Origin of the sequence: Mesorhizobium sp. M1004, assembly GCF_040318795.1 — a bacterium.
Classification (GTDB): Bacteria; Pseudomonadota; Alphaproteobacteria; order Rhizobiales; family Rhizobiaceae; genus Mesorhizobium.
This window is the reverse complement of the sequence record NZ_JAMYNB010000016.1, coordinates 40,322-55,765: the sequence shown is the minus strand read 5'-3', so window position 1 is coordinate 55,765 and position 15,444 is coordinate 40,322. Positions and strand designations below refer to the sequence as shown.

The 15,444-nt window shown below is 62.2% G+C and carries 17 protein-coding genes; 7 read left to right on the top strand and 10 right to left on the bottom strand.

The window, feature by feature from the left end:
* Positions 1 to 22: 22 nt before the first annotated feature.
* Positions 23 to 673 (bottom strand): maleylacetoacetate isomerase, encoded by a 651-nt coding sequence (maiA, locus tag NKH54_RS27115; protein ID WP_353029370.1) that lies wholly within the window; start codon positions 671 to 673, stop codon positions 23 to 25.
* Positions 674 to 677: 4 nt separating this feature from the next.
* Positions 678 to 1,400: a fumarylacetoacetate hydrolase family protein gene (locus NKH54_RS27110; RefSeq protein WP_353029369.1), complete on the bottom strand. Its 723-nt coding sequence runs from the start codon at positions 1,398 to 1,400 to the stop codon at positions 678 to 680.
* A gap of 178 nt (positions 1,401 to 1,578) precedes the next feature.
* Here NKH54_RS27110 and NKH54_RS27105 point away from each other — a divergent pair, with 178 nt between their 5' ends.
* Positions 1,579 to 2,262: a response regulator gene (locus NKH54_RS27105; RefSeq protein WP_023681717.1), complete on the top strand. Its 684-nt coding sequence runs from the start codon at positions 1,579 to 1,581 to the stop codon at positions 2,260 to 2,262.
* A 64-nt stretch (positions 2,263 to 2,326) separates the two neighbouring features.
* On the opposite strand, the gene NKH54_RS27100 is transcribed toward NKH54_RS27105, so the two are convergent.
* From NKH54_RS27100 to NKH54_RS27090, 3 genes are all read right to left on the bottom strand, one after another.
* Positions 2,327 to 2,635, bottom strand: coding sequence for an Imm8 family immunity protein (locus NKH54_RS27100; protein ID WP_198020708.1), 309 nt, complete (start codon positions 2,633 to 2,635; stop codon positions 2,327 to 2,329).
* Positions 2,636 to 2,780: 145 nt separating this feature from the next.
* Positions 2,781 to 4,124: an ATP-binding response regulator gene (locus NKH54_RS27095; RefSeq protein WP_023741535.1), complete on the bottom strand. Its 1,344-nt coding sequence runs from the start codon at positions 4,122 to 4,124 to the stop codon at positions 2,781 to 2,783.
* Positions 4,125 to 4,127: 3 nt separating this feature from the next.
* The gene (locus NKH54_RS27090; protein WP_031200506.1) at positions 4,128 to 5,264 is read right to left on the bottom strand and encodes an FIST signal transduction protein; all 1,137 of its coding nucleotides are present in this window, start codon (positions 5,262 to 5,264) and stop codon (positions 4,128 to 4,130) included.
* A 297-nt stretch (positions 5,265 to 5,561) separates the two neighbouring features.
* On the opposite strand from NKH54_RS27090, the gene NKH54_RS27085 reads away from it, so the two are divergent.
* From NKH54_RS27085 to NKH54_RS27070, 4 genes are all read left to right on the top strand, one after another.
* Positions 5,562 to 6,062, top strand: coding sequence for a (2Fe-2S)-binding protein (locus NKH54_RS27085; RefSeq protein WP_023681712.1), 501 nt, complete (start codon positions 5,562 to 5,564; stop codon positions 6,060 to 6,062).
* 123 nt (positions 6,063 to 6,185) lie between these two features.
* A complete protein-coding gene (locus tag NKH54_RS27080) occupies positions 6,186 to 8,531 on the top strand; it encodes a xanthine dehydrogenase family protein molybdopterin-binding subunit (RefSeq protein ID WP_353029368.1) in 2,346 nt (781 codons plus the stop codon).
* A 119-nt stretch (positions 8,532 to 8,650) separates the two neighbouring features.
* Positions 8,651 to 9,448 (top strand): FAD binding domain-containing protein, encoded by a 798-nt coding sequence (locus tag NKH54_RS27075; protein WP_023739056.1) that lies wholly within the window; start codon positions 8,651 to 8,653, stop codon positions 9,446 to 9,448.
* Between the two features lie 288 nt (positions 9,449 to 9,736).
* Entirely contained in the window at positions 9,737 to 10,759 is a 1,023-nt protein-coding gene (locus NKH54_RS27070; protein WP_023735274.1) for an acyltransferase family protein, read from the top strand.
* A gap of 66 nt (positions 10,760 to 10,825) precedes the next feature.
* Here the strand turns inward: NKH54_RS27070 and NKH54_RS27065 are convergent, their stop codons facing one another.
* From NKH54_RS27065 to NKH54_RS27045, 5 genes are all read right to left on the bottom strand, one after another.
* Positions 10,826 to 11,332 carry a GNAT family N-acetyltransferase gene (locus NKH54_RS27065; protein ID WP_023746795.1) on the bottom strand — a complete coding sequence of 169 codons (507 nt, stop codon included), beginning with the start codon at positions 11,330 to 11,332 and terminating at the stop codon, positions 10,826 to 10,828.
* Positions 11,332 to 12,102 carry a copper homeostasis protein CutC gene (locus NKH54_RS27060; RefSeq protein ID WP_023735276.1) on the bottom strand — a complete coding sequence of 257 codons (771 nt, stop codon included), beginning with the start codon at positions 12,100 to 12,102 and terminating at the stop codon, positions 11,332 to 11,334. Before NKH54_RS27060 ends, NKH54_RS27065 begins: the two co-directional genes overlap by 1 nt.
* Positions 12,103 to 12,211: 109 nt before the next feature.
* Positions 12,212 to 12,646: a cupin domain-containing protein gene (locus NKH54_RS27055; protein ID WP_023823039.1), complete on the bottom strand. Its 435-nt coding sequence runs from the start codon at positions 12,644 to 12,646 to the stop codon at positions 12,212 to 12,214.
* 77 nt (positions 12,647 to 12,723) lie between these two features.
* Positions 12,724 to 13,110: a hypothetical protein gene (locus NKH54_RS27050; protein ID WP_023730737.1), complete on the bottom strand. Its 387-nt coding sequence runs from the start codon at positions 13,108 to 13,110 to the stop codon at positions 12,724 to 12,726.
* Positions 13,111 to 13,174: 64 nt separating this feature from the next.
* Positions 13,175 to 13,771, bottom strand: a complete 597-nt coding sequence (locus NKH54_RS27045; protein ID WP_023672616.1) for an alpha-ketoglutarate-dependent dioxygenase AlkB — start codon at positions 13,769 to 13,771, stop codon at positions 13,175 to 13,177.
* A gap of 148 nt (positions 13,772 to 13,919) precedes the next feature.
* Between NKH54_RS27045 and NKH54_RS27040 the strand changes: the two genes are divergently transcribed.
* Together NKH54_RS27040 and NKH54_RS27035 are read left to right on the top strand one after the other, a co-directional pair.
* The gene (locus NKH54_RS27040) at positions 13,920 to 14,147 is read left to right on the top strand and encodes a KTSC domain-containing protein (protein ID WP_353029367.1); all 228 of its coding nucleotides are present in this window, start codon (positions 13,920 to 13,922) and stop codon (positions 14,145 to 14,147) included.
* A gap of 219 nt (positions 14,148 to 14,366) precedes the next feature.
* Positions 14,367 to 15,194, top strand: coding sequence for a phosphogluconate dehydrogenase C-terminal domain-containing protein (locus NKH54_RS27035; RefSeq protein WP_023681705.1), 828 nt, complete (start codon positions 14,367 to 14,369; stop codon positions 15,192 to 15,194).
* Positions 15,195 to 15,444: the final 250 nt, after the last annotated feature.

The window sequence follows — 15,444 nt, the reverse complement described above, 5'->3', positions numbered from 1 at the left end:
GCTCTGCTCCGGCAATGTGCGGCTACTCGGCATCTATCTGATTCTCTGGCGCCGCCTTCTGAAAGGCCGGCAGCGCCATGCAGGCGGCGTGGATGCGCGCTATCTCGGGGTAGGGCGTCATGTCGACGCCGAAGCGGGCATTGTTGGTGACCTGGGCGACCAGGCAGATATCGGCCAGCCCCGGCGTATCGCCATGGCAGAACGTGCCGGTCTCGGCCGATGAAGCCAGAATCTTTTCAAGCGGCTGAAAACCTTCGTTCACCCAATGGCGGAACCAGTTGACGACGTCCTGATCACCAGCGCCGAACAAAGTGCGCAGCGAAGTCAGCACGCGCAGATTGTTCACCGGGTGGATGTCGCAGGCAATCATCTGCGCCAGCATTCTGACGTGGGCGCGGCCGAGCGCGTCCTTGGGCAGCAGCGGCGGTTCGGGCTTGGTCTCGTCGAGATATTCGATGATCGCCAGCGATTGCGTCAGCAGCGTGCCGCCCTCCAGAATCAGCGCCGGCACCAACCCTTGCGGATTGACCGCGAGATAGGCCGGCTCCAGGTGCTCGCCATGGCGCAGATGATGCGGCACGTAGTCATATGTCAGCCCCTTCATCTCCAGCGCGATGCGCACCCGGTACGACGTGGAGGAGCGGTAGTAGTTGTGGAGGACGAGGTCACTCATCGGATCACGACTTGCCAATGGGATCTTGGCCGATGGGATCTTGGCCGATGGTGATCTCGATCGTGCCGATGCCGTCGACGCCGCCGGTCATCGTCTGGCCCGGCGCCACCGCGCCGACGCCGGCCGGCGTGCCGGTGAAGATCAGGTCGCCCGGTTGTAGTGCAACCGACTCGCTGCAGATCGACACGATATCGGCGATCGGCCAGATCAGTTCGGCGAGGTCGCCATCCTGTTTCACCGCACCGTCGACGGCGAGCCAGATGCGGCCCTTTTGCGGGTGGCCGGATTGCGCCGCAGGGACCAGAGGGCCGCACGGCGCCGAGCGGTCGAAAGCTTTCGACCAGTCCCACGGTCGCGCCGCTTTCTTGGCCTCGTCCTGCAGGTCGCGGCGGGTGAGGTCGATGCCGACGCCGTAGCCCCAGACATGGTCGAGCGCTTGCGTGCGGGGGATGCGGAAGCCGGCCTTGCCGATGGCCGCGACCAGCTCGATCTCGTGATGCAGGTTTTTGGTTAGCGGCGGGTAGGGGATCGCCGTGCCCGAATCGACCACTGCATCGGCCGGCTTGGTGAAGAAGAAAGGCGGGTCGCGCTCGTCATTGCCGAGTTCGCGGGCGTGCGCGGCGTAGTTGCGGCCGACGCAGAAGATGCGGCGCACCGCAAATCGGGCCGGCGAGCCTTCTATTGCGACCGACGGGGTAGCGGGCAAGGGGAGGACGAATTCAGTCATGCGCGGTCTTTCTGCTTCATCTGCCGGCACATTTGACCGATTTGAACCGCCGGGCAAGGCATGGGCCTCCGCAAAAGCGACGGCTCCGCCTGCCGGGTTAAGATGGCGATAGACTATTTGCCAATAAGCTGACTATGGCAGCGGGAGTATCGTGCCCGGGAGGACTGAAACGAGCCCCATGACAGCAATCAACGATCGCGCCCGGTTCCTGATCATCGACGACCATCCGCTGTTTCGCGAGGCGCTGCACAGCGCCGTGCAGATGGCCTATCCCGAAGTTGACACGGTGGAGGCGCGCTCGATCGCCGAGGCACTCGATCTTCTGGGTGGGATAAAACCGTTCGATCTGGCGCTGCTCGATCTCAACATGCCCGATGTCCATGGTTTCGACGGGCTGCTGCAGCTCAGGACCCGCCATCCGCGGCTGCCGGTGGTCGTCGTGTCGGGTTATGAGGAGCCGAAGATCATCTCCGAGGCGCTGTCCTATGGCGCGGCCGGCTTTATCCCGAAATCGGCGCGCAAGAGCGATCTCGCCGCCGCCATCCGTTCGGTGATGGAGGGCGCGATCTATGTGCCGGAAAACTATGAGGGACAGCCGCCGGACGCCGACAGCACCGACCGCGCCGACATGGTGCAGCGGCTGGCGAAACTGACGCCGCAGCAGTTGCGCGTGCTGCAGATGCTGCGCCAGGGCCTGCTCAACAAGCAGATCGCCTATGAGCTGCAGGTCGGCGAGACCACGGTCAAGGCGCATGTCTCGGAGATCCTGCGCAAGCTCAACGTCTACAGCCGCACGCAAGCGGTGATCGAGGTGTCGAAGCTGGACAATGCGGAGCTGTTTCGGGATCAGGCGGGGTTTTGAGGGGCGCCTAGAAAATCACCGTAGTTCGCACCGTAATTCGAAACTCTTACACCAGAGGGATAGTTTACATCCCTTCGAAATCCCATTCCATGATCTTTGAAAGCTCAGAGATACTATCTCGAAAATCAATTCTGTCGCAGCTAAATATCTTTCGATAGATATCCGATTTTATAGAAACAGGTTCGAATTCCTTGTATTTAAAGACCTTTCCGCCATACGGCGCGATGGCAGAGTCGTCGATTAGTTCTTTGACTAGACTTCCGGTGATAATTGCAGAATCAAAAACCTCCTCAAAATTGTTTTCCTCAAAGCCGATAGTTACCCGAATGTTCACATGAATGTTGGACTGGCTTGGCAAATCCCAAAGGTCCAAGATTTTTCCTTCAACCAAAAGGTCCCTGCTATAAATATGTCTTATCACTATCATTGAGCTACCTGCACTTGAGCTATGGTGACTGTGCACTTTCTCCTTCGCCAGCTGCCTCGGCGTCCAGATTTTCCGATTTGCACAGTTGGTTCTAAGCCAGCAAATGCGCCAGCAGCGCCCTTAGCTGCGCCGGTTTCAGCGGCTTGCGCATCAGTTCGATGCCGGCGGCGCGGGCGGCTTTGGCGACGGCCTCCGATCCGTCGGCGGTGACGATCAGCGCCGGCACGGCGCGGCCGAGATAATCGCGGACTTCGGCGATGGTGGCGGTGCCGAGGTCGCCGTCGTCGAGATGCTGGTCGGCAATGACGATGTCGGGCACCCAGTCGGTGTCGCCAAGCAGGCTGACCGCAGCCTCGGTCGAGGTCGCGGCGCGCACCAGGCACTGCCAGCGCTCGAGCAGGAAAGTCATCGCCTGCAGCACGTCGGCGTCGTTTTCGACCAGCAGCACCTTGGTGCCGAACAGGCCGTAGCCGCGCGGCCGCTCCATTTCGGCAAGGCTGGCGATGGCGTCGGCGCTGGCGCCGATGCCGACCGGCACGTCGATGTGGAAGATGGTGCCGCGCCCAACCCTCGAGGAGAACGTCACGGGATGACCGAGCGCGGCGGCCATGCGCCGCACGATGGCAAGGCCCAGGCCCAGCCCGCCGCCGGAGATTCCGGTGTCGGCTGGAATGGCGGAGCCGCGATGGAACTCCTCGAACACCGCCTCGCGCTGGTCGTCGGGAATGCCGCAGCCGGTGTCGGCGACATCGATGCGGATGCTATCGCCGCGATGCCTTGTGCCGACAAGCACGCCGCCCGAAGGGGTATAGCGCAGCGCATTGGACAGGATGTTTTGCAGGATGCGGCGCAAGAGCGTGCGGTCCGAACGCACCACGGCGCTGACCGGGCGGAACTTCAGCGCCAGCCCCTTCATCTCGGCCACGGGCAGGAAATCCGATCGCAGCGAGGAAAACAGCGTCTCCAGATTGACATCGCCGATGTCGGGCTGCACCACACCTGCATCGAGCTTGGAAATGTCCAGCAGCGTGCGCAACAGGTCTTCCATGGTCTCCAGCGAGCGCTCGACCTGACGGACAAGTTTCTTGCCCTCGTCGCTGGTCTGCACTTCGGCCAGCGCCGAGACGGAGAGGTGGGCGGCGTTCAGCGGCTGCAGCACGTCATGGCTGGCGGCGGCCAGGAACCTGGTCTTGGACAGGTTTGCCAGTTCGGCGTTTTCCTTGGCGGCGCTGAGGTCGATGTTCGACTGTTCCAGCCGGCGCAAGGTCGAGTGCAGTTCCTCGGTGCGCATGCGCACGCGGTTTTCCAGTGAAATTGCGGTCTGGAACAGCGAGAAGGCGTTGCCCTGCTGGTCCATCGAGCGCTCGACGCGGCTGACCAGAGCGGCGTTGATCTTCTTCAGCCTGTCGACGTCGTTGATGTCCCTTAGCGGCATGCGCTATTCCGCCGCCTGGCGTTCGCCGAAGGCGATGCCGGTGAAGGTTTGGTTCAGATGCATCGAACGGTACTGTTCGCCATAGGTGCCGAAGCCGATGACATTGTTGACCCGGTAGAGCTCCGAAATGTCGCGGAACACCTGGCGGTTGCGGGCGTCGAGCCGGCGCAGCACGCAATCGAAGCCGAGGATCATGTCGATGCCGCCGAGCCGTTGCTCGACGTCGCGCAGTGCGGCGCGCGTGGATTCCACCATGTCCTTGGGCTGGGCGATGGACAGCACGACGCCGTCGTCTATGGCGCAAAAGAAAGACAGGGAACCGTCGGCATGCATCTTCTGGATCGAGCGGCAGTAATATTCGCCGCCCACTTTCACCACCACCGGGTGCGAGGCGAAGCTCATCGGCGTCAGGTTCTGCGCAACGATGCCGACCGAGGCTGCATATTCCTCAGCCGCGTTGGTGGCGTTGAATTCGCGCACGGTGCGGTGGTCCGGATCGGATGCCGTCACCACCAGCTTCTCGTCGGTGGGGATGAAATTGTCGGTCTTGAAGACATGGAACGGGATCTCGGTGGCGATCAGCACAATGATGGCGCTGTCGGACGCAACCTTGCCGTTCGAAATCAGCCTGGTGGTTTCGAATTTCAAATCGTCGCCCGCCGAACCGCCGATCAGCGGGATGTCGTCCAGCCCCCAATGGATGGCCGAGGTTACAGCTTCCTCGGCAAAGGACAGGCCGTCGATGAAGCAGAGCGCGAAGGTGCTTTTGGCATGGCAACTGCCGGTGCGTCCGCGCAGCAGGCGCCGCAAGCCCTCGACTTCATCAGTGATCCTGTCCATTCCCGACGAGGAGAGATTGTCGACCATGGTGCTGACCGCCGAAAACGACGCGGAGGGAAAGAGCAGCGCCAGCACATGGCCTTCCTCCAGGCCCTGGGGGGTGATCTCGCCGGCGGTCGAGCAGGCGGCGTAGGCCAGCGTCGGCGCGTGGGTCTTCAGCCCTTGCGAAAGGACGCTCGCGTCAAACAGGCTCTGGGAGAAGAACAGCAGGGCAAAGCCGGCATCGATGGCTGCGGCCTCGACGGCGACCGCGAGGGCGAATGCATCGGCGTCGGGCTCGTCGGTGGTGAGCGCCGACAGACCGGATGCATAGCTCGTCCGTGAACTGGCCAGAGGCTTCCTCCCGATATCCTCCGACGCTTCCTGCGCGCGCCCGTTTTATGTCTCTCGGCGCGTTGGCGTCGAGGGCATTGTTGCCCCCTATTCGCTCTTTGGCAATGGGGCGGACAGGCCCATGATTTTCGTTTTCTCCATGACCGAAAGTACAATGAGCGCCGTGTGTTTTTTGCGCTTTTTGCAGTGTACCAATAGCGCATGGCCGAGCGCCAAAGCCGCATCGGCAGCATGACTACCAAGGTCGATACCCAGGGAGGATGCATGTCGGACGTTTCGTTTGTCGTGAACGGAAAACGGATCAGCGGCGCTGCCGAGGACCGAACGCTTCTGGTTCATTTCCTGCGCGAAAATCTTGGTCTCACCGGAACGCATGTCGGTTGTGACACCTCTCAATGCGGCGCCTGCGTCGTGCATGTCGACGGCAAGGCGGTGAAGTCCTGTTCGATGCTGGCCGTGCAGGCCTCCGGGTCGACCGTGGTGACGATCGAAGGGCTTGCCAATGGCGGCGACCTGCATCCGATGCAGGCCGCGTTCAAGGAACATCATGGGCTGCAATGCGGCTTCTGCACGCCGGGCATGATCATGACGGCGACCGACATGATCGCGCGCCATCCCGAAGGCCTTGACGAGGCGACGGTGCGCGCCGAGCTCGAAGGCAACATCTGCCGCTGCACCGGCTACCACAACATCGTCAAGGCGATCCTCGCCGCATCGCAGACGATGGCGAAGGTGCCGAAGGGCAGGGCGAAACAGGCAGCGTAAGAAAGAAGCGAGTAGTGAATAGTGAATAGCGAGTAGTCGGTTTAGCCGAACCGCTCCGAGCACAATTCCCTACTCACTGTTCACTATTCGCTACTCACTATTCGCTATTCCGGAGGAATTCCTATGGGCATTGAAGGCATCGGCGCTCGGGTCGTGCGCAAGGAAGACAAACGGTTCATCACCGGCGCCGGCCGTTATGTCGACGACATGGTGGTTCCCGGCATGAAGCATGCCGCTTTCGTGCGCAGCCCGCACGCGCATGCTCAGATCAAGAAGATCGACGTCAGACGAGCGCAGGCGATGCCCGGCGTCATCGGCGTCTTGACCGGCAAGGAGCTCAAGGCCGACGGCATCGGCAACCTGATCTGCGGCTGGATGATCCATTCCAAGGACGGCTCGCCGATGAAGATGGGCGCGTGGTCGCCGCTGGCCGTTGACAAGGTGCGCTATGTCGGCGACGCGGTCGTCATCGTGGTGGCGGAAACCAAGGGCCAGGCCCGCGACGCGGCCGAAGCGGTCGAGATCACCTACAAGGAATTGAAGGCGGTGGTCGATGCCACCAAGGCGCTGCAAAAAGGTGCGCCGCAGGTCCATGCCGAAGCCGAGGACAATCTTATCTTCGACTGGGAGATCGGCGATGCCAAGGCGACCGACGCGGCGATCCAGGCGGCGGCCCATGTCACCCGCATGAAGATCGTCAACAACCGGCTGGTTCCCAACGCCATGGAGCCGCGCGCGGCCCTTGGCCATTACGACAAGGCCGAGGACCATTTTACCTGCTGGACGACGTCGCAGAACCCGCATGTCGCGCGGCTGGTGATGAGCGCCTTCTACAATGTCGCACCGGAAAACAAACTGCGCGTCATTGCGCCCGATGTCGGCGGCGGCTTCGGCTCGAAGATCTACATCTATCCCGAAGAGATCGTCTGCCTTTGGGCGTCGAAGAAGACCGGCGTGCCGGTCAAATGGGTCGCCGACCGCACCGAAAGCTTCCTCACCGACGCACATGGCCGCGACCATGTCTCGACGGTCGAAATGGCGTTCGACAAGAACAACAAGATCACCGGCTTCAAAGTCGACACCATCGCCAATCTCGGCGCCTACATGTCGCTGTTCTCGTCTTGCGTGCCGACCTATCTCTACGCGACGCTGCTGTCGGGCCAGTACAACATCCCGACGATCCACGCCAATGTGCGCACCGTCTACACCAACACGGCACCCGTCGATGCCTATCGCGGGGCAGGGCGGCCGGAAGCCACGTATCTGCTCGAACGGACAATGGAGACCGCCGCGCGTGAACTTGGGGTCTCTCCGGCGGAGTTGCGGCGCATCAATTTCATAACCGAGTTTCCGCACCAGACGCCGGTCATCATGAATTATGACGCCGGCGATTATGGCGCTTCGCTCGATGCGGCGACAAAGGCGTCCGACTATGCCGGCTTTGCCGAACGCAAGGCTGCCGCCGCCAACCAAGGCAGGCTGCGCGGCATCGGCATGAGCTGTTACATCGAGGCCTGCGGCATCGCGCCGTCGGCGGCGGTCGGCTCGCTCGGCGCCGGCGTCGGCCTGTGGGAATCGGCCGAAGTGCGGGTCAATGCCGTCGGCACGATCGAGGTGCTGACCGGCTCGCACAGTCATGGTCAGGGCCATGAGACGACCTTCGCGCAACTCGTCAACCAGCGTTTTGGCGTGCCACTGGACTCGGTCTCGATCGTCCATGGCGACACCGACAAGGTGCAGATGGGTATGGGGACCTACGGTTCGCGCTCGGGCGCGGTCGGCATGTCGGCAATCGCCAAGGCGCTCGACAAGGTCGAGGCCAAGGCCAAGAAAATCGCCGCCCATCTGCTCGAAGCCGACGAGGGCGACATCGTCATCGAGAATGGCGAGGTCAAGGTCGCCGGCACCGACAAGAGCCTGCCCTGGTTCCAGGTGGCTCTTGCCGCCTACACCGCTCACAATCTGCCGGCAGGCATGGAGCCGGGACTGAAGGAAACCGCCTTCTACGATCCGGCGAACTTCACTTTCCCGGCCGGCTGCTACATCTGCGAGGTCGAGATCGATCCGGAAACCGGCACGACCGAGATCGTCCAGTTCGTCGCCGCGGACGATTTCGGCAACATCATCAACCCGATGATCGTCGAGGGCCAGGTGCATGGCGGCATCGCCCAGGGCATCGGCCAGGCGCTGCTGGAAGGCGCTCACTATGACGATAGCGGGCAGCTTTTGACGGCGAGCTACATGGACTACACCATGCCCCGCGCGGACGACCTGCCGTCATTCAAGGTGTCGACCTCGAACACGCCGTGTCCGAGCAATCCGCTCGGCATCAAGGGCTGTGGCGAGGCCGGCGCCATCGGCTCGCCGCCAGCGGTCATCAACGCCATCACCGACGCTTTGGGGATTGTGGACATCCCCATGCCGGCCTCGCCGTCGACGGTGTGGGCGGCGATTAGGGCGAAGAAATGAGTGAGTAGGGAGTAGTGAGTAGGGAATTGGCATTACCGGAGATGACAGCGTCCTTATTCCCTACTCCCTACTCCCTACTCACTACTCACTACTGCCTAACCACTTCAGGGGAGGATCCCATGTACGCAGTCAACTACCACCGCGCCGCCTCGGTCGCCGACGCCGCCAAGCTGGTGAAGAGCGGCGACGCCAGGCTTTTGTCGGGCGGCATGACGCTGATCCCGGCGATGAAGACGCGGCTCGCCGCACCGTCCGACCTGATCGACCTGTCGCGGATCAGGGAGCTGCAAGGCGTCAAGGTGTCGGGCAAGACCGTCACCATCGGCGCCGCCACAACCCATTACGACGTCGCCAATGACGAGAAGCTGCGGAAGGCCTGTCCGGCGCTTGCGCACCTTGCGTCGCTGATTGGCGATCCGGCGGTGCGCCACAAGGGCACGATCGGCGGCTCGGTCGCCAACAACGACCCAGCCGCCGATTATCCGGCGGCGCTCTTGGCGCTGGGCGCCACCATCGTCACCAACAAGCGCGAGATTTCAGCCGCGAAATTCTTCACCGGCCTGTTCGAAACGGCGCTGAAAGAAGGCGAGATCATCACCGCGGTGAGTTTTACCGCGCCGGCCAAGGCTGCTTACGAAAAATTCCGCAACCCGGCCTCGCGCTATGCGATCGTCGGCGTGTTCGTGGCAAAGGGCAAGGACGGGGTCAGCGTTGCCGTTACCGGCGCCGGCGATGACGGTGTGTTCCGCTCGAAGGAGATCGAAGCAGCACTGGCGAAGAATTTTGCCGCATCGGCGCTCGACGGCGTGAAAGTGCCGGCGAAGAATTTGATGACCGACCTCCACGCTTCGGCCGAATACCGTGCCAATTTGATCGCCGTGATGGCCAAGCGCGCGGTGGCGGCAGCCAACGCCTGACATCATAAAGCTACTGACAAGGAAAGGGGCCATCGCGGCCCCTTTGTTCGTCTGTGGCGGGCTGTAACTGCCCAGTCCTTGCGGGTTCGCTGCCACGCGCAAATCCGTTGTTTCAGGTAATTCCCGTGCAAGAACAGGCGCATACTTCCCAAGGGACTGCCCAGCCCCATTCTCGCACTTGCACAATCTGATATTGCACTGCAATATGTATAGCTTGGCGGAACACGGGGTGGATTCTGCGCGCGGCGGTGTGAGCTGCGCCAAGATCTTGCGTCGTAGAGGATCGGCATGGCCGACATCTCCGCAGCGTCTGTTGCCCTGCCGCGGGCCACAGCCGACAAAGCAGCCAGAGCAAGACTGGCCTATCTCGATGGTTGGCGCGGGCTTTCGATCGCACTGGTGCTGATCGGCCATTTCTTCCCCGTTCCCGGGATCAATCTCGGCGTGCTCGGCGTCGAGTTCTTCTTCGTGCTCTCAGGCCGGCTGATGGGCGAGATACTGTTCATCGAACGCTTTCCGCTGAAAAAATTCTTCAAGCGCCGCTTTTCGCGCATCTATCCCGCGCTGCTGGTGTTCGTGACATCAGCCATGATCGGGCTCTCCGGCACCTTTATCGGCTTCAAATGGAAGGCGGCGCTGACGGCGCTGACATTCACCTACAACTATGCCGGAATTCTCATCACCCGCGCCGGCGCGCTCGACCACATCTGGTCGCTATGCGTGGAAGAGCATGCCTACATCATCCTGGCGCTGATCAGCGTGGTGGTGACCGGGCGGGGTAATGTCGTTCGGCTGCTGGTGACGCTGTCGCTGCTGGCGATGGCCAATGGCGCCATTTCGTACTGGGCACTCGGCATGGATTACGAGCACAGCTATTGGCGCACCGATGTGCATATCGCCTCGATCCTGCTGTCGGCATCGATCTGCCTGCTCAAGCACGATGACCGGCTGCCGGCATTCCTGACGAGCCCCTATGTCAGCCTCGTGTCGGCGGCGGCGGCTATATTGCTGTTCCTCGATCCGGTGCCGACGCCGATCCATTACCTACTGGCGGTGCCGTTGCTGGCGCTTGCCGTCAATACGCTGGACACCAGCAACTGGCATCTTACCGGCCTGCTTTCATCCAGGCCGATGGTGATGATCGGGCTATGGTCGTACTCGCTCTATCTCTGGCAACAGCCCTTCTACAAATTCGTCGCCGAGCAGGGCAGTGCACCGATCCCGATGCTGGCGGCTGTCTTCGCCTGTGCATTATGCAGCTACTATCTGGTCGAGAAGCCCGCGCGGGCCTGGCTGAACCGGAATTGGTGAGGGCTACGGACTCCTAATCTTATGCTGCCGTGGCGATCTGCTTGCCGATCATCAGCCAGCGATGCGTCAGCCCGCAATCTGCCTGAGGTAGTAGCGCACGGTCTTCTTGCCGCCATGGATCACCGCGTCGCCGACCTCGGCGAAGCCAAGCGCGGCATGGAAGGCGTCCGAAGCCGGATTGGGCGGTTCGGCATTCACCTCGCACGTGACGATGCTGTGGCCCGCGCGTGCGACTTCCCCGAACAGATCCTCGTAGAGCCGGCGGGCATGGCCGCGGCCGCGCGCTTGCGCCGCGACGACGACGCGGTCGACATAGACGAAGCGTGGATAGCGCTCGCGGAACCAGAGGAAATTCGGGCTGTCGTAGCGCGCATCCTGGTCGAAGGTCATGATGAAGGCTTCGAGCGCGCCGATGCGCCTGACGTAAAACGCTTCGCCAAGAAGGAAGGACAGCCGTTCGGGCTCGAGCCATGACAGTTCGGCGGCGTGCTCGTTGTTGAGTGCGAGGATGGCCGCTTCGTCCTGAGGCGAGACACGGCTGATCGGCGACGGCCCACTCACGGCTTCGCTCATCATGCTCTGGCCGCCGCAATCGTCGCGGCAACCAGCGCCCCATCGGTGACTGTGGTGCGATACTCGCGGTCGAGATCGGTGCCGCCCATGCCGACTTGCGGGTTGCGGTAGGCCATGGCGCTCGGTACGTCCTTGAGCGCGGCGAAATGCAGTTCCGTCAGCCCGGTTGATGCCAGCACCCCGGCGATGTTTTCGGGGTCCAGCGCGCCGCAGCCGAGGATGATGATGCGGCCGTCGGCCTGGCGGACGAGATCCGCCAACAGGCCGGCGCCTTCCACCGCGGTGTCCCTCTGGCCGCTGGTTAGCACGCGGCCGACCTTGCAGCGGATTAGCGCTTCCAGCGCCTCGGCCGGGTCGCGCGTCATGTCGAAGGCGCGGTGGCAGGTAACGGCGAGCGGACCGGCGGCATCGACCAGCGCGCCCATGCGGGTTTCATCGATGGTGCCGTCGGCATCGAGGCAACCGACAACGACGCCGGCGACGCCGAGGTCACGAAGCGCTGCGACATCGGCGAGCATCGAGCTGTATTCGGCCTCGCTGTAGAGGAAATCGCCGCCGCGCGGCCGCACGATGACATGGAAGGGAATGGTCGCGCTCTCGAGTGCGGCGCGCACCGTGCCGAGGCTGGGCGTGATGCCGCCTTCGACCAGGCTGGCGCAGAGCTCGACCCGGTCGGCGCCGGCGGCCTGCGCAGCCAGCAGTCCATCGATGCCTTCGACGCAGATTTCGATCAGGGGGCGAGCATTTCCGGCCAAGGGGCGATCCTTCATGATTGCATGACGGCCAGCCCTAGCATCGGCTCGGTTGGCGGGGAAGCCGGAACAGCCAGTCGCTGCTTGGGCCAGCCCGGCAACCCTGCCTAGGTCCGTAGCGAGAGATCTATTGTTTCTGCAGCACCGTGTTCTTGGCGCCTTGTTCGACCTGGTCGATGACCAGCAGCTTGACCGGGCCGTCGCCGATGTTGGTGGCCTGGTGCCACTGGCCGATCATCTCGATGATGAAATCGCCCGTCTTGTAGGTGTTGCTGTTGCCGGTCTCGACATTCGTCACTTTGAGTGTCCCGGCCTCGACATAGGCGTAGCGGGCAAACGGGTGCTTGTGCACCGGCAGAGTGGCGCCGACCGCAATGTCATAGGCTGAAACCAGGACCTGGACGTTTTTCTGCGGCAGCACGATCGGCTGGCCGGACGCCGTCTGGCTGCGATCGGCAAGCGGTGTGACGACAACCGGCGGGATGGTACTGTCCAGCGCCCGAGCGGGGTTTGCAGATAGCGCTGCCGCGAACAGCAGCATCGATGCCAGAATCTTTCGCATGGTTCCTCCAGGTTCTACCGCCACCGCGCGGCGCGACGCCAAACTTCTATCTCTCGTCAGTTACTGGAGACACAACGTCATCCGCCGGTGCCGTCGTCCATCATCGTATTCGTGAGCGCTTCATAGATGTTGCTGCATACCTGGGACCGCGGACAGTGTTTTACGATGAATACCGGCACGACAGTCAGTGCGGCGGCGATCAGGATTTGCAGGAAGAGAGGAGCAGGCTCGAAGCGTTTGCCAAACAAGGCTCGGCAAGCGAAGTAGAGACTTTGAGCCAGGCATGCCCAGACAAGGACATGCAACAGCGTGCTCGTTGCTCGGGCATAGGGCGTTATGTATCCGTCGGGAAAGCCGACCATGCCAAGGTCGACGAGCCACTGCAGAGCCAGAACGCAGGACAGGCATGCCCACAGAAAGAGCGCCACGCGGGTAACCAAAACTCTGCTGCGATCCACGCTCATGTGCGATCGAAGCACAACTGCGCTCGGTCTTCCAGAGCGGCTGCTGCGTGGCTTGGAGTGTGGCCTATTTCAGAGTGCGCAGCGTGATCGAATAGCGGTGCCCGGCGACCGGCGGAATGCTGTGCTCCCACTCGTGGCGCGCCGGGCCGTCAATGAGATAGACAGATCTCGGCTGAACCTCGATCGTCTTGCGATCCCATTTCGAGCCGTTTTTTCGGCGCAGCCGAAAGCTGCAGGGCGCCAGCAGCGAGACGCCGGCGACGAGATCGAAATGCGGCTTGTCGCGATGCCAACCTATGCCCGCGCCCGGCCGATACTCGTTGATGAGCACTTGCGCGAATTCCGTGGCCTGCCTGCCGGCAAAATCCGCGACCTTGTCGCGAAGCGGCAGCAGGAATTTCGGGATGGGCGGCGCTTCGACGACCTGGCGCCGGTCGTAGTCGTAGCGCCAGCCGAAGCCGGCGACCTGCCGGTTGGCAAGGTGGCCGTGGAAATCGAACGGCTTGAAGGACAGTTCATTGAGGTGACGGACCAGTTCCGCCTCTTCGTCCGTTGTGATCAGGCTAGGCCGGTAAGAAAATCCTTCCGGCAGCGTGTCGGCCGCGCCGAAGAGATCGCCCTGGCTGGCATACGCTGTTGTACTGGATTTCGTCTGTGCCATCTGACGGAGAGATAGGAAGCCTCGCCACCCGGGCAAGATTCGGCGTTGTGGTGCGCCTCCCTGTCGGAACCTCCGCATCGTTGCGGCATTACGCATGTTCGAAGCAGGATTTGGGGCGAAAGATTTGGGGACGAAGCAGGATTTCGACATGCCGTCCACCGCCATCCGCAACACCCATTACGACCCGTCGACGAAAATCCTCTCGGTCTGGTTCGTCCCGAGCGGAGCCCGCTACGACTATGAAGAGGTCGAGCCCGAGACCTATGCGGCGTTCCGGGCCGCCTTCTCGAAAGGGCAATTTTTCAACGAGTTCGTGCGCGACCGCTACCGGTTTCACCTGGTTGAAGAAGGGCGCGGGCGCGTGACTGGATCCTGAATGCGCTACCAGGAGTCGCAGCGCAGGGATAGTTTTCGGGCTGAGAAGACCAGGGACCCAGGCAGCTATAGGCCCCCAAGTGCGAGTGGAATGCCAAACGGGCGACCGCATAGCCTCATCAAAGCCCTGTTCAACTCCTGAATTCGTGGTAATGTGATTATACCAGTTGATAACATGACGATCGGCGCGGCCGTCGTTTGAATCGGGAGTAGGGATTACATGACGACGATTGCGCTACTCGGTGCCGGCGGCAAAATGGGTTACCGCCTGTCGACCAATTTTCGCGGATCGCCCTACACGGTACGCCATGTCGAGGTGAGCGAGGCCGGCCGCGAGCGGCTGAAGACCGGACTGGGCTTTGACGCGGTCAGTGCCGATGCGGCGCTGGACGGGGCGGACATCGTCATCCTGGCCGTTCCCGACACGCATATCGGCAAGGTGGCGGCTGATATCGAGAGCAAACTGGCGCCGGGCACAATGGTGATAGTGCTCGATGCGGCCGCACCCTTCGCCGGCCATCTGCCCAACCGGCCGGACCTGACCTATTTCGTCACCCATCCCTGTCATCCGCCGATCTTCAACGACGAGACCGACATGGCGGCCAAGAAGGACTATTTTGGCGGCGTCAAGGCCAAGCAGCATATGGTCAGCGCGCTGATGCAGGGACCGGAAGCGGATTACGCCAAGGGCGAGGCGGTCGCGAAAATCATCTGGGCGCCGGTCATGCGCTCGCACCGTGTCACTGTCGAACAGATGGCGCTGCTGGAGCCCGGTCTATCGGAGACGGTGTGCGCGTCACTGCTTGTCGTCATGAAGGAAGCCGTCGACGAGGTCGTCGCGCGAGGCGTCGACCAACAGGCGGCGCTCGACTTCCTGCTCGGCCACATGAACGTGCTCGGCGCCGTGATTTTCGGCGAAACCAAGGGCGTATTCTCGGATGCCTGCAACAAGGCGATCGAATTCGGCAAGCCGGTGCTGATGCGCGACGACTGGAAGCGGGTGTTCGAGCCCGAAGAGATCGCCGCGAGCATTCGGCGCATTACCTGAGACAGGCCGAGTCGGGCGCTTGCCGGAGCGCCTCGATGGCTCGACACACCCGCCATGACGAACAGATGTTTTGCTCAGTGGGAACATGTCACCTCAATTAGTGATTGACTCATCATACCAGTTGGCTTAGCTGTTGATGGCTTGGGCAAGGGTTCGCGGGAAGTACGAAGCCTGGGCGAGTGGAGGGACGGCGGGGGAGCAGCGATCGTTTGGGAAGCCGGCACCGGCATTCAGCCTGAACCGATCGGCG

Bases quoted from the DNA above. Each gene is read 5' to 3' on its own strand.
- NKH54_RS27085 (WP_023681712.1), top strand. From the start codon at position 5,562: ATGTCGGACGTTTCGTTTGTCGTGAACGGAAAACGGATCAGCGGCGCT.
- NKH54_RS27040 (WP_353029367.1), top strand. From the start codon at position 13,920: ATGCCGTCCACCGCCATCCGCAACACCCATTACGACCCGTCGACGAAA.
- maiA (WP_353029370.1), bottom strand. From the start codon at position 673: ATGAGTGACCTCGTCCTCCACAACTACTACCGCTCCTCCACGTCGTAC.
- NKH54_RS27050 (WP_023730737.1), bottom strand. From the start codon at position 13,110: ATGAGCGTGGATCGCAGCAGAGTTTTGGTTACCCGCGTGGCGCTCTTT.
- NKH54_RS27095 (WP_023741535.1), bottom strand. From the start codon at position 4,124: ATGCCGCTAAGGGACATCAACGACGTCGACAGGCTGAAGAAGATCAAC.
- NKH54_RS27060 (WP_023735276.1), bottom strand. From the start codon at position 12,102: ATGAAGGATCGCCCCTTGGCCGGAAATGCTCGCCCCCTGATCGAAATC.
- NKH54_RS27055 (WP_023823039.1), bottom strand. From the start codon at position 12,646: ATGCGAAAGATTCTGGCATCGATGCTGCTGTTCGCGGCAGCGCTATCT.
- NKH54_RS27080 (WP_353029368.1), top strand. From the start codon at position 6,186: ATGGGCATTGAAGGCATCGGCGCTCGGGTCGTGCGCAAGGAAGACAAA.
- NKH54_RS27065 (WP_023746795.1), bottom strand. From the start codon at position 11,332: ATGAGCGAAGCCGTGAGTGGGCCGTCGCCGATCAGCCGTGTCTCGCCT.
- NKH54_RS27075 (WP_023739056.1), top strand. From the start codon at position 8,651: ATGTACGCAGTCAACTACCACCGCGCCGCCTCGGTCGCCGACGCCGCC.
- NKH54_RS27045 (WP_023672616.1), bottom strand. From the start codon at position 13,771: ATGGCACAGACGAAATCCAGTACAACAGCGTATGCCAGCCAGGGCGAT.
- NKH54_RS27110 (WP_353029369.1), bottom strand. From the start codon at position 1,400: ATGACTGAATTCGTCCTCCCCTTGCCCGCTACCCCGTCGGTCGCAATA.
- NKH54_RS27035 (WP_023681705.1), top strand. From the start codon at position 14,367: ATGACGACGATTGCGCTACTCGGTGCCGGCGGCAAAATGGGTTACCGC.
- NKH54_RS27070 (WP_023735274.1), top strand. From the start codon at position 9,737: ATGGCCGACATCTCCGCAGCGTCTGTTGCCCTGCCGCGGGCCACAGCC.
- NKH54_RS27105 (WP_023681717.1), top strand. From the start codon at position 1,579: ATGACAGCAATCAACGATCGCGCCCGGTTCCTGATCATCGACGACCAT.